The 22,601-nt window shown below is 74.3% G+C and carries 17 protein-coding genes; 9 read left to right on the top strand and 8 right to left on the bottom strand.

The features are described from left to right. Positions 1-61: 61 nt before the first annotated feature. Positions 62-1,165: a winged helix DNA-binding domain-containing protein gene (locus ACN27D_RS02525; RefSeq protein WP_421498451.1), complete on the bottom strand. Its 1,104-nt coding sequence runs from the start codon at positions 1,163-1,165 to the stop codon at positions 62-64. Positions 1,166-1,368: 203 nt separating this feature from the next. Further along, positions 1,369-1,860, bottom strand: coding sequence for a GNAT family N-acetyltransferase (locus ACN27D_RS02520; protein WP_421498450.1), 492 nt, complete (start codon positions 1,858-1,860; stop codon positions 1,369-1,371). An 85-nt stretch (positions 1,861-1,945) separates the two neighbouring features. Here ACN27D_RS02520 and wrbA point away from each other — a divergent pair, with 85 nt between their 5' ends. Further along, positions 1,946-2,563 carry an NAD(P)H:quinone oxidoreductase gene (gene wrbA, locus ACN27D_RS02515; RefSeq protein WP_120569050.1) on the top strand — a complete coding sequence of 206 codons (618 nt, stop codon included), beginning with the start codon at positions 1,946-1,948 and terminating at the stop codon, positions 2,561-2,563. Positions 2,564-2,629: 66 nt separating this feature from the next. Here wrbA and ACN27D_RS02510 read toward each other — a convergent pair whose 3' ends face one another. Next, the gene (locus tag ACN27D_RS02510; RefSeq protein ID WP_393157597.1) at positions 2,630-4,549 is read right to left on the bottom strand and encodes a chorismate-binding protein; all 1,920 of its coding nucleotides are present in this window, start codon (positions 4,547-4,549) and stop codon (positions 2,630-2,632) included. A 260-nt stretch (positions 4,550-4,809) separates the two neighbouring features. Between ACN27D_RS02510 and ACN27D_RS02505 the strand changes: the two genes are divergently transcribed. From ACN27D_RS02505 to ACN27D_RS02495, 3 genes are read left to right on the top strand one after another with little or no spacing between them, the layout of a single operon-like run. Then, complete coding sequence (locus ACN27D_RS02505; RefSeq protein ID WP_358174577.1) at positions 4,810-6,180, top strand: gluconokinase; 1,371 nt, start codon at positions 4,810-4,812, stop codon at positions 6,178-6,180. 31 nt (positions 6,181-6,211) lie between these two features. Beyond that, the gene (locus tag ACN27D_RS02500; RefSeq protein WP_393157593.1) at positions 6,212-8,866 is read left to right on the top strand and encodes a nitrate- and nitrite sensing domain-containing protein; all 2,655 of its coding nucleotides are present in this window, start codon (positions 6,212-6,214) and stop codon (positions 8,864-8,866) included. Positions 8,867-8,871: 5 nt separating this feature from the next. Continuing rightward, entirely contained in the window at positions 8,872-9,285 is a 414-nt protein-coding gene (locus ACN27D_RS02495) for a roadblock/LC7 domain-containing protein (protein WP_199733231.1), read from the top strand. Positions 9,286-9,331: 46 nt separating this feature from the next. Here the strand turns inward: ACN27D_RS02495 and ACN27D_RS02490 are convergent, their stop codons facing one another. Further along, complete coding sequence (locus ACN27D_RS02490) at positions 9,332-10,825, bottom strand: GH1 family beta-glucosidase (RefSeq protein ID WP_120569055.1); 1,494 nt, start codon at positions 10,823-10,825, stop codon at positions 9,332-9,334. Between the two features lie 853 nt (positions 10,826-11,678). On the opposite strand from ACN27D_RS02490, the gene ACN27D_RS02485 reads away from it, so the two are divergent. After that, the gene (locus tag ACN27D_RS02485; protein WP_358174707.1) at positions 11,679-14,576 is read left to right on the top strand and encodes a glycoside hydrolase family 48 protein; all 2,898 of its coding nucleotides are present in this window, start codon (positions 11,679-11,681) and stop codon (positions 14,574-14,576) included. 288 nt (positions 14,577-14,864) lie between these two features. On the opposite strand, the gene ACN27D_RS02480 is transcribed toward ACN27D_RS02485, so the two are convergent. Next, a complete protein-coding gene (locus tag ACN27D_RS02480; RefSeq protein ID WP_421498449.1) occupies positions 14,865-15,554 on the bottom strand; it encodes a DUF3159 domain-containing protein in 690 nt (229 codons plus the stop codon). A 93-nt stretch (positions 15,555-15,647) separates the two neighbouring features. On the opposite strand from ACN27D_RS02480, the gene ACN27D_RS02475 reads away from it, so the two are divergent. Together ACN27D_RS02475 and ACN27D_RS02470 are read left to right on the top strand one after the other, a co-directional pair. Beyond that, positions 15,648-16,529, top strand: a complete 882-nt coding sequence (locus tag ACN27D_RS02475; RefSeq protein ID WP_252447705.1) for a phosphatase PAP2 family protein — start codon at positions 15,648-15,650, stop codon at positions 16,527-16,529. Positions 16,530-16,535: 6 nt separating this feature from the next. Beyond that, positions 16,536-17,207, top strand: coding sequence for a maleylpyruvate isomerase N-terminal domain-containing protein (locus tag ACN27D_RS02470; protein WP_421498448.1), 672 nt, complete (start codon positions 16,536-16,538; stop codon positions 17,205-17,207). Positions 17,208-17,214: 7 nt separating this feature from the next. Here ACN27D_RS02470 and ACN27D_RS02465 read toward each other — a convergent pair whose 3' ends face one another. Together ACN27D_RS02465 and ACN27D_RS02460 are read right to left on the bottom strand one after the other, a co-directional pair. Beyond that, positions 17,215-18,054, bottom strand: a complete 840-nt coding sequence (locus tag ACN27D_RS02465; RefSeq protein ID WP_252447707.1) for a DUF1028 domain-containing protein — start codon at positions 18,052-18,054, stop codon at positions 17,215-17,217. 47 nt (positions 18,055-18,101) lie between these two features. Next, positions 18,102-19,313: a low temperature requirement protein A gene (locus ACN27D_RS02460; protein ID WP_120569061.1), complete on the bottom strand. Its 1,212-nt coding sequence runs from the start codon at positions 19,311-19,313 to the stop codon at positions 18,102-18,104. A 144-nt stretch (positions 19,314-19,457) separates the two neighbouring features. Here ACN27D_RS02460 and ACN27D_RS02455 point away from each other — a divergent pair, with 144 nt between their 5' ends. Both ACN27D_RS02455 and ACN27D_RS02450 read left to right on the top strand, forming a co-directional pair. Beyond that, positions 19,458-20,432 carry an LLM class F420-dependent oxidoreductase gene (locus tag ACN27D_RS02455; RefSeq protein WP_114920899.1) on the top strand — a complete coding sequence of 325 codons (975 nt, stop codon included), beginning with the start codon at positions 19,458-19,460 and terminating at the stop codon, positions 20,430-20,432. 1 nt (position 20,433) lies between these two features. Continuing rightward, positions 20,434-21,240 (top strand): SDR family oxidoreductase, encoded by an 807-nt coding sequence (locus ACN27D_RS02450; RefSeq protein ID WP_421498447.1) that lies wholly within the window; start codon positions 20,434-20,436, stop codon positions 21,238-21,240. Between the two features lie 15 nt (positions 21,241-21,255). On the opposite strand, the gene ACN27D_RS02445 is transcribed toward ACN27D_RS02450, so the two are convergent. Beyond that, a complete protein-coding gene (locus ACN27D_RS02445) occupies positions 21,256-22,530 on the bottom strand; it encodes an MFS transporter (protein WP_030500373.1) in 1,275 nt (424 codons plus the stop codon). Positions 22,531-22,601 lie beyond the last annotated feature (71 nt).

The raw sequence follows: 22,601 nt of genomic DNA, 5'->3' as shown, positions 1-22,601 counted from the left end.
GGCCGGTGGCAGTGCGCGCCGCCGGCCCTTCGGCCTGCTCGCGTCCCGGGTGCCCACGCAGTCACCAGGAGTGGCGCAACTCCAGCCCGAGGAAGCGGGCGTAGCCCGTCAGCGCGGCGTCCACCCGCTCACGCAACGCGGCGTCGAACGGCACGAGCTGCTGCAGCTTGACCGTCACCGCCTTCGCGCCCAGCGTCCGCGTCCAGGTGCCGACCACGCGCCCGCCGCGCACCACGGTCGACCGGAACACGCCGTTGTTGCCGGGGACCACCGCCGCGGCGTGCACCGGGTCGAGCATCAGCGACCGGTCCTTGAAGCCGAGCAGGTATTCGTCGAAGCCGGGCAGCGTGTGCAGGTCGTCGACCGGCGCGCGGGGCGCGTCGAGCAGCGCGGCGTCGACCACCGCGGGCTCGCCGTCGACCTCGACCGGGGCGAGCAGGTCACCGGCCAGGGTGATCGCCCGGGTCGCGTCGGTGACCGTCAGGCCGGTCCACCGGGCCAGCTCGTGCCGGGTCACCGGGCCGTGGCCGCGCACGTAGCGGTGCGCCAGCAACGCCAGTGCCTCGTCGCGCTCCGGGCGGTGCGGGTCGGGCGCCCACTCGTCGAGCAGCGCGAACGTCTGCTCGGTGCCCACGTGCGGCGCGATGCAGGTGACGCCGCGCTGGCTGGCGTACCAGAGCAGGTGGTAGCCGCGCTGACCGTCGGTGGCCAGCCCGGCCGCGCGCAGCGCCGCCACGCACTCGGCGCGGGCCAGCCGGCCGCCGCCGGTCAGCGCCGCGCGCAGCACGTCACCGGCCCGTTCGCCGTCGGCGACGGTCAGCCCGAGTTGCCGCCACCGCCCGGCGATGCCGGCCAGCGTCCGCACCCCGGTCAGCTCCAGCATCCACCGCGCGTCACGCGCCGGGACCAGATGCACGGTGCCGCGCATGGGCCAGGTGCGCAGCGCCTCGCGCCGCTCCAGCGCCGCGCGGACGTCGGCCTGGGTGGAGCCGGGCAGGCGCAGGCCGAGCGACCACAGCCCGCTCGCCGCGTCCTGCGCCTGCATGGCGCCGAACCACTCGACGACGTCGGCGACGCGCCCGGGGCGGGCGGTGGGGTGCGGGCGTAGCAGCAGGCCGGTCATTCGCAGCGCGAGCGCCTCGGCGCGATTGAGGCGTACGGTCACGGGCGTCAGCGTAGGCCCGGGGTACGACAACCAGGCCCCTGATCGCGCTGCGCCGGCGGCGCTGCCGACACCAGCGCGATCCCCCGTTCAGGATCCCGGCGCGGGGGCGGCCGCTGCGGCCGGCGCCGGTTCGACCAGCATCCCGTGTGAGCTGGGTGGGCAGAGCGGTTGCGGACGGAACTTGCGCAAATCTTGAGCCACGCTCAGTCCAGGCGCCGGTGCATGACCAGCAGGTCGACGTACCCCCGGGTGGGGTGCCGGAAGCCCTCCGGCACCCGGCCGATCACCTCGAAGCCCAGCGACCGCCACAGCTCGACGGCCCGGGTGTTGGTGGCCACCACGGCGTTGAACTGCATGGCCCGGTAGCCGTCGGCCCGGGCCGCGTCGAGCACGTGCGCGGCGAGCGCCCGGCCGACGCCGCGCCCGGCGGCGGCCGGGGCGACCATGAACGACGCGTTCGCCACGTGGTCGCCGGGGCCGCCCTGGTTGGGCGCCAGCTTGGCCGAGCCGAGCACCGCGCCGTCCGGCGCCACCGCGACCACCGTCCGCGCCGGCGCCGGCGGCATCCAGAGCTTGCGGGCCTGCTCCTCCGTGACGTCGCGGGGCCAGGTGTACGTCTCGCCGGCCGCCACGATCTCGCGCAGGAACGGCCAGATCAGCGGCCAGTCGGCCGGCGTGGCGGTGCGGATCTCCACCCGGAGAGCATGCCACGCCCTGAGTTTGACGGAACAAGTAACGGGTAGTCGCCGGAGCTGACCCGAGACGAGGAGGGAACGTCTGATGGATGGCCAGGTCAAGGTCGCGGTGATCTATTACAGCGCGACCGGCATCACCTACCAGATGGCGCAGGCGGCGGTCGAGGCGGCGGGGGAGGCCGGCGCCGAGGTGCGTCTGCGCAAGGTACGTGAGCTGGCGCCCGACGAGGCGATCCGCTCCAACTCCGGCTGGCAGGCGCACCGGCTGGAGACCCAGGACGTGATGGAGGCGCAGCCGGACGACCTGTCCTGGGCCGACGTGATCATCATGGGTTCGCCGACCCGGTACGGCATGATCGCCGCCCAGCTCAAGCAGTTCATCGACACCACCGGCCCGCTCTGGGCCGCCGGCGCGCTCGCCGACAAGGTCTACAGCGGGTTCACCTCGACCGCCACGTCGCACGGCGGCCAGGAGGCCACACTGCTGTCGCTGTACACGGTCTTCTACCACTGGGGCGGCATCGTGGTGACCCCCGGTTACACCGACCCGAGCCAGTTCGTCGCCGGCAACCCGTACGGCGCCTCGCACACCAGCAACAACGGCGAGGTCGCCCCGGACCACGTGGCCCTGGCCGCCACCGCGCTCACCGCCAAGCGCGCCGTGCTGATGGGCGCCGCGCTGAAGCGGGGCATGGCCGGCTGACCCGACTGGCGACCGGTGGCCGGACGGGGGCTCTCGAACCCGTCCGGACCACCGGTCGCCAGTGCCCTACCCGCGATCGGCCGCTCCATGCGCGCTCAGCGCCGGCCGGTCGAGCAGATGTCCGAGCAGGTCCGCCAGGACCCTCGTGCCGTCCTGGCTCAGCACCGACTCCGGGTGGAACTGCACCCCGGCGAAGCCCGCGCCGCGCAGCGCGTGCACCGCGCCGTCGGCCGGGTCGCGGGACACCTCGACCGGGCCGTACGGGCCGGCCACCCGGTCCGCGTCGGCGAGCGCGGTGAAGCTGGCGTAGAACCCGACCCGGCGGGTCGTCCCGAACACCGGGACGTCCCGCGGCAGCCCCTGGTACGGCGCGTCGCGGCGGTGCAGCGGCAGGCCCAGCAGCCCGGCGAGCAACTGGTGGCCCAGGCACACGGCGAGCGTCGGCCGGCCGGACGCGAGCAACTCGGTCAGCAGCGCCCGCAGTGCCACCATCTTCGGCGCGGCCGCGTCCCGCGGGTCACCCGGGCCGGGGCCGACCACCACCAGGTCGTATCCGTCCAGCGGGCCCGGGTCCGGCCAGTCCCGCCGGGTCACCGCCAGGCCCAGCGCGCCGAGCTGGTGGGCGAGCATGCCGGTGAACGTGTCCTCGCCGTCGACGATCAGCGCCCGCCGCCCGGCCAGCCCGCGCAGCGCGATCGCGCCCGGCTCCCGCTGCTCCAGCCAGAACCGGGCCAGCGGGGCGTTGCGGGCGGCCAGCGCGGCGCGTACCTCGGGGTCGTCGGCGTACCGGACGGCCGGCTCGGTCGCGGAGCGCGGCGCGTCCGGGCCGAGACCCAGCGCGGCCAGCACACCGGCGGCCTTCGCGTGCGTCTCGGCCACCTCCCCGGCGGTGGTCGAGTGCCGGACCAGCGTCGCGCCGACCGGCACCCGCAGCGCGCCCTCGGGCGAGATCTCGGCGGTACGGATCAGGATCGGCGCGTCCAGCGTCTGCCGGCCCTGCTCGTCGCGGCCCAGCAGGGCGAGCACCCCGGCGTAGTAGCGCCGGCCGGTGCGCTCGTGCCGGGCGATCACCCGGCAGGCGTTCTCCATCGGGCTGCCGGTGACGGTGGGCGCGAACATGGTCTCCCGCAGCACGTCGCGTACGTCCCGGGAGCAGCGCCCGGCCAGCAGGTACTCGGTGTGCGCCAGGTGCGCCATCTCCTTCAGGTACGGCCCGACCACCTGGCCGCCGTGCTCGGCGACCACGGCCATCATCTTCAGCTCCTCGTCCAGCACCATGTACAGCTCCTCCACCTCCTTCGGGTCGTGCAGGAAGCGCAGCAGCGCGGAGCGGTCGACGGTCTCGCCCCGGTGCCGGAACGTGCCGCTGATCGGGTTCATCTCGACCAGCCCGTCGGCGACGCTGACGTGCCGCTCGGGGCTGGCGCCGACCAGGATCCGGGTGCCGGTGTGCACCAGGAACGTCCAGTACGCGCCCCGCTCGCGCAGCAGCAGCCGGCGCAGCGCGGCCAGGGCCGCGGCCAGCGGGTCGCCCTGCACCGTGGCGCGCATGGTGCGGTGGATGACGAAGTTGGCTCCCTCGCCCCGGCCGATCTCGTCGGCCAGCACCCGTTCCACGATCGCCGCGTACTCGTCGTCGGCGATGTCGAAGCCGGCGTCGCGGGTGCGCACCTCGGCGTCGGGCAGGTCGTCGAGCAGCTCGGCCAGGGGTATCCGCCGGTGCGCCTCGACCGCCAGGAACTCCAGCGGCAGCCCGTCGTCGACACACTCGAAACCGCGTTCGGTGACCTGCCGGAACGGCACCAGGGCCAGCGTGTGCGGGCCGGCGCCGTCCTCGGGCAGCGGCAGGTCGGCGAGCGCGCCGGCGGTGCGTACCGGGCCGGTGAACAGGTCGACGTGGTCGGCGCCCTCGCGGCGGACGAGCGCGAACGGGCCGGGGTCGCGGCCGGCCGCGACGGCGGCGAGCGGGTCGGACAGGCGGATCATCGGGTCTCCTCGGTGGGCCGGTGGCCGCCGGTGAAGGCGACCCGGGATGCCGGGGGGAGACCGGCGGCCGCCTCGTCGGGCGGCCGCGTGGGGAAGCTACGCGCGGGGGTGGGCCGCCGGGTCGGCGGGCCACCAGCAGGACAGGTGCGCGGGCATGACGGTCACTGTACGCGATCGACAGGCGCCGTGGAACCCGATCGCGCGTCACCGGGTACGGATCTTGGAGTGGCCGCCGGTCCCGCCGGGTAGGTTGACCGGCGATGGACATTCTCGCTCTGGATCTGGGCACCTCCTCGGTGCGCGGCCTCGTGCTCGACGCGGACGCCGTGCCGCGCCCGGGCGCGCTGGCCCGCCGCCGGGTGCACCTGGTCACCGGGGACGACGGCACCGGGACGCTCGACGGCCCGGCCTACCTGGCGTGCCTGGTGGAGTGCCTGGACGAGCTGGCCGCCGGTGGGCACCTGCGGGACGTGGACCTCGTGGCCACCTCTGCGCAGTGGCACTCGGTGCTGCCGCTGACGCCCGACGGCACACCGTCGGGGCCGGTGCTGACCTGGCTGGACACCCGGCCGGAGCCGCCGGCCGGCGCGACCGGCCCGGCCGACCCGGCGGACTTCCACCGGCGGACCGGCACCTGGTGGCACCGCTGCTACTGGCCGGTGCGGCTGCCCTGGCTGCGCGAGCGCGTCGACCGGTGCGCACGCTTCACCGGGCTCGCCGAGTACGCGCTCGGCACGCTGCTCGACGACGCCCCGATGTCGATCTCGCTGGCCTCCGGCACCGGGCTGCTCGACCTGCGCCGCATGGACTGGGATCCGGAGGCGTGCGAGCTGGCCGGCGTACGCCCGGATCGGTTGCCGCCACTGGCCCCCCGGGGCTGGCACGGCCGGCTGAACGCGGCGTACGCGCGGCGCTGGCCGCAGCTGGCCGGCGCGCGGTGGGCGCCGCCGGTGGGCGACGGCGCGGCCGCCAACGTCGGCTCGGGATGCGTCGACCCGACCCGCGCGGCGGTGACAGTCGGCACCTCCGCCGCGGTCCGCATGATCCAGGCCGTGCCGGCCGGCGCGGAGCCGCCGCCGCTGCCCGGGCAGCTGTGGCGGTACCGGGTCGACCACGACCACGTGGTGACCGGCGCGGCGTACTCCAGCGGCGGCAACCTGTTCGCCTGGGCGGCGCGTGAGCTGCGGCTGCCGGAGGGCTCGGACCTGGAGGCGGCGCTGGACCGCGCCGCCGGCTCGGTGCGCGCGAATCCCCGCTTCGGCGGCGACCGGCCGCCGGGTGTCGCCCCGGCGGGCTCGGGGGAGCTGCGCGGGCTCAGCTTCGGCACCACCGCCGTGGACATCCTGGCCGGGCTGATGAGCGGACTGTGCCGGCTCGTCGCCGACGACCTGACGCTGCTGGAGGCCGGTATCGGCGAGCCGATGGAGGTGGTCCTCGGCGGTGGGGCGCTGACCGCCTCGCCGTGGTGGCGCGGGGCGTTCCTCGACGTGCTCGCGCCCCGCCGGGTGTGCTGGCAACGCAACCCGGAGATCGGTGCGACCGGCGCCGCGCTCGTCGCGCTCGGCCGGATCGCGGAGGCCGACGAGATCGCCGGGATCGGCCGGACGGGCGAGGCCGCCTCGCACGCGTGACCGTCCACCCGCGGCGCTGACCGTCCTGGTCATGCCGTCCGGGCGGCCGTTGACACCGACCGACGGCCTGATTGGATGGACTCCGCTCCCCGACGTGGTGGGGCGGGAGGAGGAGGCAACCGTGGGCGCAGGTCCCGACCCGGTGCGCGGCGCGGCCCCTCAGCCGCACCGGCGGCGCTCCGGGTTCCGGCTGCGGGACTGGCGGATGGGCACCAAGCTCGCCACGGTGCTGGTGATCCCCTCACTGGCGTTCCTCGTCCTGGCCGGCATCCAGACCCGCGGGCTGGTCGGGCAGACCACCACGCTGAGCGCCTTCGCCGAGCAGGTCGGCATCGGGCGGCAGATCTCCACCGCCGTCGACCGGCTCCAGCACGAGCGGGACCGCACCGCGGGCGAGCTGGCCGCGCTGCGCCGCGCCGGCACCGACCGGGACGCCGCGGTGGCCGCGCTGAAGCCGCTCCAGGAGGCCACCGACCGCGCGATGACCGACCTGCGTGCCGCCGCCGCTCCGCTGGCCGACGCCGACGCGGCCTGGCGGGTCTCCTACTCCGAGGCGGTCGAGGCGTACGACCAGGTGGTGAACATCCGGGCGGCGGTGGCGCCCGCGGTGCTCTCCAGCGACACCGTGCTGAGCAACTACCACCGGTCGATCGCGGCGCTGCTGAACCTGCTGGCCGAGCCGTCGCCCGGCGGCGGCCGGCAGGAGCTGACCGAGGCGGTGCTGCGGTACGCGCAGCTGTCCCGGGTGAAGGAACTGTCCTCGCGCATCCGGGCGGAGCTCTACGCCGCCGCCCGGTCCGGCCGGTACGAGCCCGACGACCAGGTGACGCTCAGCGACCTGCGAGCCCAGCAACTCACCGCCCTCGGCGCGTTCCGGGTCGCGGCGACCGCCGACCAGATCCGTCGCTACGACCGCACCTCGGTCGATCCGGCCTTCGTCGCCGCCACCCGGATGGAGGAACGGACGCTGCCCGGCGGCGGCGAGACGAAGCCGGCCCTGCTCGACGCGACCCAGTGGTGGGCGGCCAGCGAGCAGCGGCAGGAGCTGTTCCGCCAGCTGGAGAGCGAGATCGTCGCCGACGCGGTACGCCAGGCCGACGACGCCAGCGCCCGCCAGCTGCGCGACACGCTGCTGGTGGGCGGCGCGATCGCCACGGTGCTCCTGGCCGCGGTGCTGATCTCGCTGCTGGTCGGCCGGTCGGTGGCCCGCTCCATGCGGCAGCTGCGCGGCCAGGCGCTGCGGATCGCCCAGGTGGATCTGCCGCTGACGCTGCAACGGCTGCGCACAGTCGACCGCCCGGTCGGCGCGATCGACGTGCCGCCCTCGGTGATCGACTCGCAGGACGAGATCGGCGAGCTGGCGGAGGCGTTCGTGGCGGTGCACCGCAGCGCCGTCGACGTGGCGGTCGAGCAGGCGATGATGCGACGCAACGTCAACGCCATGTTCGTCAACCTGGCCCGGCGCAGCCAGGTGCTCGTCGAGCGGCAGCTGGAGCTGCTCGACGAGCTCGAACGCGAGGAGAGCGACCCGGACCAGCTGGAGAACCTGTTCAAGCTCGACCACCTCGCCGCCCGCATGCGCCGCAACGACGAGAGCCTGCTGGTGCTGGCCGGCAGCGAGTCGACCCGGCGGTGGAACCGCCCGGTGGGCCTGGGCGCGGTGCTGCTGGCCGCGAGCGCGGAGATCGAGCAGTACCAGCGGGTGCGCCACGAGAACCGGACCGACCTGCACGTCGTCGGGCACGCGGTGGGCGACCTGGTGCACCTGTTCGCGGAGCTGCTGGAGAACGCCACCGCCTTCTCCCGTCCGGACACCGCGGTGCGGGTGGTCGTCGAACCGGACGGCCGGGGCGCGCTCGTGCAGATCGTCGACGAGGGGCTGGGCATGAGCCCGCCGGCGCTGGCCGAGGCGAACGCGGTGCTCGCCGAGCCGCCGGCCGCCGACGTGTCGGCCTCGGAACGGATGGGCCTGTTCGTGGTGAGCCACCTCAGCGCCCGGCACGGCGTACGGGTGCGGCTGAGCTCGGGCCGGGAGGGCCTGGTGGCCCGGGTGCGGATCCCGGTCGCGCTGCTGGCCGAGGCGCCCGCGCCGGAGGCGGGCCGGCCGGAGCCGAATCGGCTCGTGCGCGGGACGGCGCAGGCGATGCTCACCGGCCCGGTCACCGCGTCCGCTGCGCTCGCCGCGGCGACCGCCGAACTGCCGGTGGCCGGATGGCGTCCGGCGCCGGGCCAGCCCGCGGCGCTGCCGGTGTCCCCGCTGACCGGGCGGCCGCTGGGCGACGGGACGGACGCCGGGGCGGCTGCGCCGGCGCCGCCCGCCGCGCCGGTGACCGCGCCGCGTCCCCGCCCGGGACGGGCCGAGGACGTGCTCACGCCGGACGCCGGCGCGGCGGGCGGCGGGTGGTTCAGCCGGCAGGGTCCGGCCGCGTCGGCGCTGGGTGTGACGCCGGCGCCGGCGGCGACGCCGGTGACCGGAGGGACGAACGAGCGGGGTCTGCCGGTACGCGTGCCGATGGCCCAGCTCGCCTCGGCCGCCCCGGCCGACCGCCCGGTGGTGCGGCACGAGCCGGACCCGGAGGCGGTCGGCGGCATGCTGTCGCGCCTCTACAGCGGGGTACGGCGGGCCGAGGCCGAGGAGACCACCGAGATGTACCTGCCGCGCGATGAAGGAGGACGACGACAGTGACGACGTTGAGCCAGGAGGCACGCGACCTGAGCTGGCTGGTGAACGCGTTCGCGGAGCGCGTTCCCGGGGTGGCGCACGCGGTGGTGGTGTCCTCCGACGGGCTCCTGGTGGCGATCTCGGCGCACCTGCCGCGCGACAACGCGGACAAGCTCGCCGCGGTGACCTCCGGCCTGATGAGCATCACCGCCGGTGCGGCCCAGATGTTCGACGGTGACGTCGTCAAGCAGACGGTGGTCGAGATGGGGCGCGGCTACTTCCTGGTGATGCAGATCCGGGACGGCTCGATCCTGGCCACGCTGGCCGGGGCGGACGCCGACATCGGCGTGGTCGGCTACGAGATGGCGCGGCTGGCCAAGCAGGCGGGCGAGATGCTCACCCCGGCGTTGCGCGCCGAACTCCAGCAGGCGCTGCCGCGCTGAGGCGGCCCGGTGCCCGGCCGGCATCGCGCCGGCCGGGCACCGTCGCCTACAGGCCGTTGCGGCGGATCACGTCGCGGTACCAGTGGGCGCTGCGCTTGAGCACCCGCCGCTGGCTGGCGTAGTCGACGTACACCAGGCCCCAGCGCTGCTCGTACCCCTCGGCCCACTCGAAGTTGTCCAGCAGCGACCAGACGTGGTAGCTCTCCAGCGGCACCCCGTCGCCGATGGCCCGGTGGGCGGCGGCGAAGTGGTCGCGCAGGAAGGTGACCCGCCCGGCGTCGTCGACGTTGCCGTCCGCGCCGGGCACGTCCGGGCAGGGCAGGCCGTTCTCGGTGATGGTGATCGGCACCCGGCCGTAGTCGCGGGTGACCCGGGTCAGGATGTCGTACATGCCCTCCGGGTAGATCTGCTGCCACTCCGCCTCGGAGGTGGGCCACTTGCGGACCGTGCCGCCGTCGGCGGTGACGTAGATCGGCGTGTAGTACTGCACGGCGAGCAGGTCGACCGGGCTGGAGATGATCTTCAGGTCGCCGTCGCGGACGCCGCGGGCCATCCGGCTGGCCGGGCCGAGGTCGTCCAGCACGTCCTGCGGGTACGCGCCCTTGAAGATCGAGTCGAGGTAGAGGCGGTTCTCGTAGCCGTCGTAGAGGCGGGTCGCGGCGGCCGACTCGGCGGAGTCGTCGGCGGGGTAGCAGGGGTGCAGGTTGAGCGCCGGGCCGATCCGGCCGGTGCCACCGGAGGCGCGCAGCGCCTGCACGGCGAGGCCGTGGCCGAGCTGGAGGTGGTGGGCGACCAGGTACGCCGCGTCCTCGTCGCGGATGCCCGGCGCGTGGTGGCCCCAGATGTAGCCGTTCTGCACCACGGTCTTCGGCTCGTTGATGGTCAGCCAGACCGGCACCTGGTCGCCGAGGGCGCGGAACACCATGTCGGCGTACTCGGCGAAGCGCTCCGCGGTGTCCCGGTTCTCCCAGCCGCCGGCGTCCTGGAGGGCCTGGGGGAGATCCCAGTGGAACAGCGTGGCCATCGGGGCGATGCCGCGCTCGTGCAGCCCGTCCACCAGGCGGCGGTAGAAGTCGAGGCCGCGCTGGTTGGGGCGGCCGGAGCCGTCGGCCTGGATACGCGGCCAGGAGATGGAGAACCGGTAGCTGCGCAGCCCCAGGTCGCGCATCAGGTCCAGATCCTGCGCGTACCGGTGGTAGTGGTCGGCCGCGACGTCGCCGGTGTCGCCGTTGCGGGTCCGGCCCGGCGTGTGGCTGAAGGTGTCCCAGACGGACTCACCCCGCCCGTCCTCCTTCGCGGCCCCCTCGATCTGGTACGCCGAGGTCGCCGCCCCCCAGGCGAAGCCGTCCGGGAAACGCAGCCCGCGGTCCGGCTCCGGGTCGGTGGTGCGCTCGGGCGGGCTGTCGCAGCCGCCGAGCGCGACGGTCGACGCGGCGATCCCGGCCGCGGTGGCGCCGGCGAGCCCGGTCCGGGCCGCGCCGGCCGCGGTCGCGGACAGGGCGGCGCGGCGGAGCAGGCGCCGTCGGGTGAGTAACGACATGAGGTTTCTCCTCGGAGTGACGGGCCGCCCTGGGCCGGGAGCGCTCCCATCATAGCCAGGGAGCGGCCGGCCCGATCCGGCGGTCGCGGCGACGTGCGGCGCGGCCGGCGGGCGGCCGGAAAGTGGGTGGGCGGGGGCGTCGCTCGGGAACGTCGCTCGCGGCGGCGTGAGCGGCGAGGGGTGGGGCGGATAGCGAGAAAGGCCGTCCGGGTGGCGTGTCACGCCTGTCCCGTCGGCCTCTTTTGCCGTCGACAACGGGGGTTTAGTGTGGGGACGGGGGAGGGCAACCCCCGTCCCCACCGATGGTGCACACACGCACGAAGTGGAATTGGCGTCCGTCGTGCGCGTCGCGCGGGAGCCGGGCCACGCGAGTGGCTCTGGTTCCACCTCCCTCCGTCTGGCGGGTGACGGCCGGCGGCGGCGTCCGGGCTGGTCCGCCGTCGGCCTCTGGCCGACGCGCCGGGCACGGGTGCACCCGGCGATCCAGTACTTGTATCTCCGTCGATGGAAGCGCTCCCATCGGCGATGCTGCGACTGTAACGCCCGTCACGGGTTTGGAAAAGCCCCTAAACGAGATCGAAACATGGAAGCGCGTATCTACGCTGGCCGTTGTGGTGGGAGCGCTTCCATGTCACACTCTCGTCACGCCACGCGGAGCCAGTGAACGCGAGCGCGGGCCGCCGAGGGCACCCGGTGACGAACCGGTGCGGCGCCCCGATCCCCGGCACGGCCGGGACGACCACCTTTCCGGACGCCTCCGTCCCCCCGCGTACGCCCCGTCGGCGCGTGGAGGCGCCCCGCCGGGGCCCCAGGTCCCGGCCCGGTCCGAGGAGACACCGCCCACATGAGACTTCTGGCCAGACGTCGCCGCACGGCGATGCTCGCCGCCGCCGCCCTCGTCATAGGCGGGGTGGCCCTGCCCGCGGGCGCCGCCCAGGCCGCGCCCGCCTGCGACGTGACGTATGCGTCGAACGACTGGAACAACGGGTTCACCGCCAACGTCACCATCAAGAACCTGGGCGACGCGCTGAACAACTGGTCGCTGAAGTTCGCCTTCCCGAACAGCAGCCAGCGCGTGGTTCAGGGCTGGTCGGCCCGGTGGAGCCAGTCCGGCAGCGAGGTGACCGCCACGAACGAGTCGTGGAACGGCAGCCTGCCCACCGGCGCGTCCACCAGCATCGGCTTCAACGGCAGCTTCAGCGGCAGCAACCCGAAGCCCACCGCGTTCACCCTCAACGGGGTCGCCTGCAACGGCGCGCAGACCAACCAGCCGCCGACGGTCTCCCTGAGCGTGCCGTCCGGCCCGTTCGAGGCGCCGGCGGACGTGCCGCTGACCGCGACCGCGAGCGACACCGACGGCACCATCAGCAAGGTCGAGTTCTACCGCAACGGCCTGCTGGTCAACACCGACACCACCGCGCCGTACGGCTACGACCTGCTCGACCTGCCGGCCGGCAGCTACACCGTGCAGGCCAAGGCGTACGACAACGCGGGCGGCACGGCCGTCTCGGAGAAGTCGTTCACCGTGACGGCGGCGAGCGGGCCGAGGCTGGTCGCCAGCCCGTCCGCGGTCACCGTCGCCGAGGGCGGCAGCGCCACGGTCCGGTACACGCTCAGCGCGGCGCCGACGGCCAACGTGCCGGTGACCCTCGCCGTCACCGGTGACAGCGACATCACCGTGTCGCCGTCCACGCTGACGCTCACCTCGAGCAACTGGAGCACCGGCGTCACCGCCACGGTGTCGGCCGCGGAGGACTCCGACACGGTCGGCGGCACCGCCACGATCACCGCGTCGGCCACCGGCTACGCCCCGATCTCCGTCGTCGCCACCGAGGCGGACAACGACACCCCCGGCGGCGACAACGCCTACATCAAGAAGTTCCTCGACCAGTACGGCAAGATCAAGAACTCGGGCTACTTCAGCCCCGAGGGCGTGCCGTACCACTCGATCGAGACGCTGATCGTCGAGGCACCCGACCACGGCCACGAGACCACCTCGGAGGCGTTCAGCTTCTGGCTCTGGCTGGAGGCGCAGTACGGCCGGGTCACCCAGAACTGGGCCCCGTTCAACAACGCCTGGACGGTGATGGAGAAGTACATCATCCCGTCGCACGCCGACCAGGCCACCGCCGGCTCGCCCGGCACCCCGCAGTACGCCGCCGAGCACAACCTGCCCAGCCAGTACCCGTCGGCGCTGGAGGCCAGCGTCCCGGTCGGCCAGGATCCGCTGCGCTCGGAGCTGCAGTCCACCTACGGCACCGGTGACATCTACGGCATGCACTGGCTGCTCGACGTGGACAACACCTACGGCTACGGCCGCTGCGGCGACGGCACCACCCGGCCCGCGTACATCAACACCTTCCAGCGGGGCACCCAGGAGTCGGTGTGGGAGACCGTGCCGCAGCCGTCCTGCGACACGTTCAAGCACGGCGGCCCGAACGGCTACCTGGACCTGTTCGTCAAGGAGTCCAGCGCCCCGGCCAAGCAGTGGAAGTACACCAACGCCCCGGACGCCGACGCGCGTGCCGTCCAGGCCGCCTACTGGGCGCTGACCTGGGCCAAGGCGCAGGGCAAGCAGGCCGACGTGGCGGCCACCGTGGCCAAGGCCGCCAAGATGGGCGACTACCTGCGCTACGCGCTGTTCGACAAGTACTTCAAGAAGATCGGCAACTGCGTCGGGGCGTCCACCTGCCCGGCCGCCAGCGGCCGTGACTCGGCGCACTACCTGCTCTCCTGGTACTACGCCTGGGGTGGCGCGTACGACACCTCGCAGAACTGGTCGTGGCGGATCGGCTCCAGCCACAGCCACTTCGGCTACCAGAACCCGTTTGCGGCCTGGGCCATGACCAACGTCGCGGAGCTGAAGCCGAAGTCGCCGACCGCGGTCTCCGACTGGCAGAAGAGCCTCGACCGGCAGCTGGAGTTCTACACCTGGCTCCAGTCCGCCGAGGGCGGCATCGCCGGTGGCGCCACCAACAGCTGGGACGGCAGCTACGCCCAGCCGCCGGCCGGCACCGCCACCTTCTACGGCATGTTCTACGACGTCGACCCGGTCTACAACGACCCGCCGTCGAACCAGTGGTTCGGCATGCAGGCCTGGTCGATGCAGCGCATCGCCGAGCTGTACCTGGAGACCGGCAACGCGAAGGCCAAGGCGCTGCTGGACAAGTGGGTGCCGTGGGCGATCGCCAACACCACTGTCGGCACCAACTGGTCGATCCCGTCGGACATGAAGTGGACGGGCCAGCCGGCCAACTGGAACCCGAGCAGCCCGCAGCCGAACACCAACCTGCACGTCGAGGTGACGGTCAAGGGCCAGGACGTCGGCGTCGCCGGCGCCTACGCCCGCACGCTCATCGCGTACGCGGCCAAGTCCGGCAACACCGCGGCGAAGGACACCGCCAAGGGTCTGCTGGACGCGCTCTCGGCGTCCGCCGACAGCAAGGGCGTCTCGACGCCGGAGAAGCGCGGCGACTACAAGCGCTTCGACGACGTCTACAACGCCGCCGACGGCCAGGGTCTCTACGTCCCCAACGGCTGGACCGGGAAGATGCCCAACGGCGACGCGATCGCCCCGGGCAAGAGCTTCCTGGACATCCGCTCGTTCTACAAGAACGACCCGGACTGGCCGAAGGTGCAGGCGTACCTGGACGGCGGTCCCGAGCCGGTCTTCAACTACCACCGGTTCTGGGCGCAGGCGGACATCGCCATGGCGTACGCCGACTACGGCACCTACTTCCCGCAGGGGTGAGGTGACCCCTCCTTCGTGGGCGGGTGAGAGCCCGCCCACGGAGGAGGCCGACCCGGCCGATGGGGGAACGGAGCGGCCGGGTCGGCGAACGGCCTGACGCCCACGGTCAGGCCGGGTGGGCCGGCCGTCCGGCCGACGCAGCGGACCGGCCGGCCCACCACTCCGCCCGGCGACGACCCATGGCGCGAAAAGGCACGGAAAATTCAGCGGTCCACGGGATCACATCCGGGCCCTGGACGGAGTAACGTATTTGACGGAGAGGCCGCTCCCCCCGTGGCGGCCTCTCCATTATTCTGTGCGCGCCGCCACACCGTCCGCGTCCGCCGGGTCCACCGGGTGCCGCAGCCCCGGATGTCCGGCCGGCAGCGAGCGCCGGATCACCACCCAGCTCCCCGTCAGCGCCGCCGCGATCAGCGGCCAGGTCAGCGCCGCCCGCGCCACTGTGAGCGCGACCACCTGCCCGTACAGCCACAGTGGGACGAGCACCGCGACCCGCAGCACGTAGGTGGCCGCCCACACCCAGCTGGCCCGGCCGTACGCCCGCAGCAGCGCCGGGTCGCGCCGCCACCGGGTGCGCTGGCCCAGCGCCGTGCCGACCACCACACCCAGCAGCGGCCACCGCACCACGATGCTCACCGCCCAGGCCAGCGCGCTCGCGGTGTTGGCGGCGATCTGGAGCAGGAAGAAGTCGGCGGCCCGGCCGGTACGCAACGCGACGAGCGCGGCCACGCAGACCGCGAGCAGCCCGACCAGCACCGAGCGGGGACGGTCGCCGCGCCGCCACCGCCAGCCGGCCACCGCCGTGCCGGTCAGCACCGCCGCGAGCACGCCGCCGCCCAGGCCACCGAGCACCCAGCCGAGCCCGAACGCCAGCGGGGGAAGCGTCGCGTCCACCGCCCCGCGCCGGCCGCCGAGCAGGTCGGCCAGCGACTCCGGCCGCGGCCCGTCCGCCGGTTGCCGCTGCGGCGTGCCGGTCACGCGCCACCTCCTCGAAATCGCCCGCCTCACCGTACGCCGCCGCCGATGGCGCTCCGCCGCGCGCCGGAGCGGACCTACCGTTAAGTTGTCCGGGTGCGGGAGACGGCGAGGGGTTGGACGGCGGTCTGGTTGGTCGTACTGGCCCTGATCCAGACAGCCGCGTTCGGGCTGGTGTGGCGCTTCGCCGTACACACCGAACTGGGCCAGTGGCTGGACACGGTGGCGCTCACCGGCAACCGGATCGGCCAGGACCGCATCGACGATCCGGTGGACACACTCCTCAACGCCATGTCGGTGGTGTCGCTGCTGGCCGCGACCGCCGTGATCGGCTTCATCGCGCTGATCCGGGGACGCAAGGCGCTCGCCGTCACCGCGACGCTGCTGATCGCCGGCGCCAACGTGACCACCCAGCTGCTCAAGCACTACCTGGCCCGGCCCGACTTCGGCATCGACCCGGAACGGGCCGCCGCCGGCAACAGCCTGCCCAGCGGGCACACCACGGTGGCCGCCTCGGTCGCGGTCGCGCTGATCCTGGTGCTGCCGCGCAAGCTGCGGGTCGCCGGGGCGTTCCTCGGCGCCGGGTACGCCGCCGCCGCGGGCGTCGCCACGCTCTCCGCCGGCTGGCACCGGCCCAGCGACGCGGTCGCCGCGTACCTGGTGGTCGGCGCCTGGGCGGCGGTCGCCGGACTGGTGCTGCTGTTCTTCCAGCGCGAGCAGGCGGTGGTGGAGCCGGGCGACGCGCACCGGGTGGCCGGCGCCGTGCTCGGCGGCGCCGGCGTGGTGGCCCTGCTGGCCTCCGCGGTGGCGCTGTCCTGGCTCGTCGACCGTTCCACAGTCCCCGTCGAGGCGCTCGGCCGCCGTCCGCTGTTCATCGGGTACGCGGGCAGCGCGGCCGGCATCGCCGGCACGATCGCCGTGGTGGCCGCGCTGGTGCTGGTCGTGGTGCACCGGCTGGTGCCCCGCTGGAAGGGCTGACCGCCGGTGCAGACCGTACGGGCGGCGTTCCGGGCCGAGTGCGAACGCCTGGAACGGGTGCTGCGCGACCTGGACGACGCGGCGCTGGACCGGCCCACCCCGTGCCCGCCCTGGCGGGTACGCGACCTGATCGCGCACGTGAGCACCGGAGCCGGGCGCCTGGCCCTGATGCTCGCCGAACCCGCGCCGCCCCGCGCCGAGGTCGACGCCGCCGCCTACTTCGGCGCGGCCAAGTTCAGCCCGCCGGTCGACCGGGACCGCGTCGACTCGGCCCGCCGGGCCGCCCGGGAGCACCCGGGCGCGGCCGAGGTGGCCGGGGAGTTCGCCCGGGCCTGGCGCGCCACCGACGAGGCGGTCGCCGCCGCGCCGCCCGGCCGGGTGGTACGCACCCGCCACGGTGACGCGATGGCGCTGCCGGAGTTCCTGCGTACCCGCGTGGTGGAGGTCGCGGTGCACGGCCTGGACCTGGCCGACGCGCTGGACCGGCCGCCGTGGCTGACCCCGCCCGCGGCGGCCGTGGCGGCCGGCGTGCTCACCGGCGGCGCGCCGGTGCCGCCGGGCCTGCGCTGGGACGCGCTCACCGTGCTGCGCAAGGCCACCGGGCGGCTGCCGCTGACCGGCGACGAGCAGGCCGAGCTGGCCCGTGCCGGCATCGGCCGGCTCGCGTTCGGCGGCTGACCTCCGCTCAGCGCCCGGCACACCGCCGCAGGTGATCCAGCACGATCGGGTCGATCCGGCCGGGCACGAAGCGTTCCTCCAGGTTCTCCAGGCCGGTCCAGGCCGCCAGCGCGTCGTCCAGGCCGGCCGGGCCGACCGGGTGACCGGTGGCGGCGAGCAGCTCCGCCACCTCTGCCGCGAGCGGACCGGTGAGATCCCGCAGCGTGGCCGGGTCGGGGCGGCCGAACAGCATGTGGTGGATGCCGAGCAGGCGGCGCAGCTCGGCGACCGGGTCGTCGTGGTCGTCCACGCGCAGGTCCACCAGTTCGTCGCCGGTGCCGGCGTAGCCGCCGTGGCGCTGCACCACGAGTATCGCGGCGCTCTGCCGGCCGCGCCGGTCACCGCCGGCCGCGTCACCGGCGGTGAGCGCCGCCAGCATGCGCTGCGGGAACGGCAGGTCGTCGCGGGCCAGCCAGGCGTCGCGCAGCGCGTCGATCACCTGCGGGCCGGTCAGGATGTTGCCCTGCGCGGCCCAGCCGTCGCCGGCCTGCCCGCCCGCCCAGGGGTGGCAGCGCGGTCCGGTCCAGGTGGCCCCGTCGCCGGTCGCCCCCACCACGGCGAGCTGCCGGTCGTCGCGGCCGGGGTCGGCGGCGACCAGCCCGGCCACCGCGTCGGTGGCGCTGACGCCGGTACGCAGCAACGCGAGCGCCTGCGCCCGGTAGGCGAGGTTGGCGTGCGCCTGGGTGGCGACCGCGCCCACCAGTGCCTCGGCGGCCGGCACGAGCGCCCCGGCGGCGAGGAAGCGGCTGGCCACCGCCACGCCGTACAGGTGCCCGTCGGCGGAGCGGGCGACGAGCGAGAAGGTCACGCGCGGATCGTAGCCCGGTAGCGGTGTGGCCGCACCGGCGTCGCCGCTCAGAACGGCGTCGCCGCCTCCTCCGGCGGGCGGCCCCAGGCGCGGCGCGCGTCGGCCACCGCCACCGCCGTGAGGACCAGCGCGGCGAGGATCGCCGCGACGAGCGGCGCGAGGCGCACCAGCAGCGGTGCGGGCAGCAGCAGCGCGGCGATCCCCACCAGCCGGGACGGGGAGACGCGGCCGAACACCTCGTACTCGAAGCGGGCCCGGCCGGCCAGGAACACGGCCGGCCCGCCGAGGATCATGGCCAGCCAGGGCAGTTCGTTGTGCCCGGCCGGATGCTCGATGACCAGCTCGTAGCCGATCGCGGTGGCGACCACCCCGATCACCATGACCAGGTGGGTGTCGGCGGCGGACCGGCCGACGGTGGCCGGATGGGCGGCCCGGGTCACCGCCTCGCCCAGGATCTGCCCGGCCCGCTGCACGTAGATCCGCCACAGCAGCACCGAGGTCGCGAGCGCGACGGCGAACGCGGCGACCATGCCCGGGCTGGTGGGGGAGCGGGTGAAGGCCAGGCCGGCGAGCAGGATCGTCTCACCGAGCGCGACCAGGAAGATCTGCTGGTAGCGCTCGGCCAGGTGCTCGCCGTGGATGTCCCACCGGGAGACGGTCGAGCGGCCCAGACCGGGCATCGGCCAGCCGAACCGGGCGGCGAGGTACTCCAGCAGCAGTGCCGTGGTCCAGAGCACCACCCGGGCGCTGCCCGGCAGCAGCGCGCCGGCCAGCCAGAGCACACCCGTGGCGCAGAACGTGATCAACATGCGCAGCTTGAGCCGGCGGTACTGCTGCCTGTGCAGCACCAGCACGAGGATCGCCGGCCGGCTCACCTGGGCCACCACGTACGCGGCGGCGAACATCAGGCCGCTGTGGCTGAACGCGCGCGGGATCGCCACCCCCATCACCATCGCCGAGATCAACGCGGTGATCACGATGACCTGCAACCACAGGTGGTGCGGGTCGTAGCGGCTGGTGGTCCACGCCGTGCCCTGCCAGACCGCCCAGAGCGCGAGCAGCAACAGCAGTGTCTTGCCGCCGCCGGTCACCGCCGTCCAGCCGGTCTGCCCGCCCTCCAGCACCAGGTCCTCGAAGGCGCGCGCCGAGATCCGGGTCAGCGCGAACACGTACACGAGGTCGAAGAAGAGTTCCAGGAACGTGGCCCGGTCGGGTCCGCCGCCGGAGCTGCGCAGCGCGGCCGGCTCGGCGGTCCTCACCGCCGGGCCCCGTCCCCGGTCCGACTCATGCGGCAGTCGTAACACTCTTTCCCGGCAACTCGGAGCGGATCACCCATATCTGCCTGGATCTTGCTCCGGGCGCTGCCGGACGGGCACCATCGACGGGTGACGAACCGATGGGGCATGACCGTGCCGTTGGGCGGAATTCCGCTCGCCGACCACGCCGCTGTCTACGCGGCCCTGGACGACGCCGGGTTCACCGACGTCTGGTCGTCGGAGGTGGCCGGCGCCGACGCGTTCACCCCGCTGGCCCTGGCCGCCGCGTGGTCGCCACGGCTGCGCCTCGGCACCGCGATCACGCCGGTGTTCACCAGAGGGCCCGGACTGCTCGCGATGAGCGCCGCCGCGCTGGCCGAGGCCGCGCCGGGCCGCTTCGCGCTCGGCGTCGGCTCCTCCTCGCCGGTGCTGGTACGCGACTGGAACGCGATCGCGTTCGACGAGCCGTTCAAGCGCACCCGGGACGTGCTGCGGTTCCTGCGGGCCGCGTTGCGCGGCGAGACCGTCGACGGGGCGTTCGACACGTTCGCCGTCCGGCGGTTCACGCTGGAGCGCCCGCCCAGCGTGCCGCCGCCGGTCGTGCTGGCCGCGCTGCGCCCCGGCATGCTGCGCCTGGCCGCCGCCGAGGCCGACGGGGTGATCCTCAACTGGCTGGCCGCCGACGACGTGCCGACCGCGCTCGCCGAGGTGGGGGAGCGCCGGCCCGGCTTCGACGTCGCCGCCCGCATCTTCGTCTGCCCCACCGAGGACGCCGCCTACGCCCGCGCACTGGGCCGCCGCATGATCACCGGCTACCTGACCGTGCCCGCGTACGCCGCCTTCCACAGGTGGCTGGGCCGCGAGGACTCGCTCGGCCCGATGTGGGAGGCCTGGGCCGCGGGGGACCGGCGGGGCGCCTCCGCCGCCGTACCGGACGAGGTGGTCGACGCGCTGGTGCTGCACGGCTCGCCCGAGCAGTGCGTGGCATCCGTCCGCCGGTACGCCGACAACGGCGTCGACGTGCCGGTCATCGCGGTGCTGCCCACGCCGGAGATCACCGAGGGCGGCGCGGCGGCCTGGATGGACCTGCTGCCCCGGCTCGGCCCCGGAAAGGTGGCCTGAGATGAACCTGACCGACCGGGTGGTGGTGATCACCGGCGGGGCCGGTGGGATCGGCGCGGCGCTGGGCCGCCGGTTCGCCGCCGAGGGCGCCGCCGCGATCGTCCTGGCCGACCTGGCCGCCGACGCGGCCCGCGCGGCGGCCGACGCGATCGGCCCGGTCGCGAGCGGCGTCGGGCTGGACGTCACCGACGAGGCGGCGGTGCACGCGCTGGTCGAGGAGATCGAGCGCCGTCACGGCCGGATCGACCTGTTCTGCGCCAACGCCGGCGTGGCCACCGGCGGTGGCATCGACGCGCCCGACGCCGACTGGGACCGGGCCTGGAAGGTGAACGTGCTCGGGCACCTGCACAGCGCCCGCGCCGTGCTGCCCGGGATGCTCAGCCGGGGCCAGGGACACCTGCTGCTCACCTGCTCGGCGGCCGGACTGCTGACCGCCGTCGGCGACGCCCCGTACACCGCCACCAAGCACGCCGCCGTGGGTCTCGCCGAGTGGCTGGCGATCACCTACCGGGACGCCGGCATCCGGGTCAGCGCGCTGTGCCCGCAGGGCGTGGACACCCCGATGCTCGCCGACGGCCTCGCCGAGGGGCACCTGGGCGCCCGGGTGATCGCCGCGTCCGGGACGATCCTCACCCCGGACCAGGTCGCCGACGCGGTCGTCGCCGGGCTGGCCGAGGAGCGGTTCCTGATCCTGCCGCACCCCGAGGTCGCCGACTACGCCCGCCGTCGCGCCGAGGACCCGGACGGCTGGCAGGCCGGGCTGCGCAAGCTCGTCCGGAAGCTGCGGGCGAACTCCCCTCAGTCGTGACGGATCGACGGCGATTCAGCCGTCGCCACCGGTTCCGGCTGTCGCCGGCGGAGTTGCCGTCACCACCGGCTCCGCCGCCGGCGGTCCGGACCGGGTGGGTAGCAGGAGGGCGGCGACTGCTGCGCCGGCCGCCAGTACGCCGATCACGAGCCAGACCGTGGTGATGAGGGGCAACTGCTGCCCGGCGATGCTGCCCGCCGAGGCACCCACGACGGTCGCGGCCATCTCGGCGGCGGAGAAGGCGGATCCGACCCGGCCGAGCTGGCGGTCCGGGGTGTGGCGCTGGACCTGAACCTGGACCAGCATCAGCAACGCGCCACCGGGCAGGCCGGCCAGGGCGATGAAGACCAGCGCGGCGGCGAAGTGGTGGATGAGGAAGAGCCCCGCGAAGCAGAGGGTGATCGCCGCCAGGCAGCCGGTGAACGACAGCCGGAGGAGACCGCTTCGGGACAGCACGTTGCCGACGTACGCGCTGGCCAGGAAGCCGCCGCCCAGCGCGGCCATGAGCACGCCGACATCGCCGGCGTCGCCGCCGAGGACGCTGATGACGTACGGCACGAGAAGCACGTTCAGAGCGGCGTTCGCCATCAGGAAGATGCTGGAGACGCCGAGCGTCGTGCGGAGGACGGGATGCCCGAAGAGGAAGGCAAGACCCTCCCGGATCTGCCCCCGGAAAGCGGCCAGCCAGGACGACGTGCCCGGCCGGTGTCCGTCGTCGGCCACCCGCAGCCGGCCCATTCCGAAGATCAGTACGGCCGAGGCCAGGTACGTCGCGGAGTCGATCAGCACCAGAGCGTCGAAACCCACGAGGGCGTAGAGCGCGCCGCCCAGGGGCGCGCCGGCGAGGCGGACGACGCCGCTCGCCACCGTGTTCCAGGAGTTTGCCGCCTCCAGGTCACCGCCCCGGCCGACGATGGCGGGCACCACCGCCCGGGCCGCGGGCTGGAAGACGTGCCCGATCGCGCTCTCGAAGAACATCACCGTGTAGAGCAGCCACAGCATGCCCGGATCGTCGACCACGACCAGCGCGAGCACGACGGCCATGCGCAGCAGGTCCGCGCCGACCATCACCGCGCGCCGGTCCCACTGGTCGGCCAGCACCCCGGCCAGGGGCGCGAAGACGATCGCGGGCAGGGTCTGCGCGACGAAGGCGAAACCGCTGCTGAGCGTCGACCCGGTCATCGTGTAGACGTGGACCGGTACCGCGACGATCATCAGCCAATTGCCCAGGTTGGACAAGAGCGTACTGGTCCAGAGCAGACGAAAACGCCGGTTCCTGATCCAGATCACCGCTCACCCTACTTCCGTAAGCCGGCCGCCGGTGCCCCACTCAGGACGGCTCGTAGAGGTACCGGCCCGGC

It is taken from the genome of Micromonospora sp. WMMD1274, assembly GCF_049179035.1.
In the GTDB taxonomy this organism is placed as follows: Bacteria; Actinomycetota; Actinomycetes; order Mycobacteriales; family Micromonosporaceae; genus Micromonospora; species Micromonospora tulbaghiae.
This window is presented reverse-complemented; position numbering and strand designations above follow the sequence as displayed.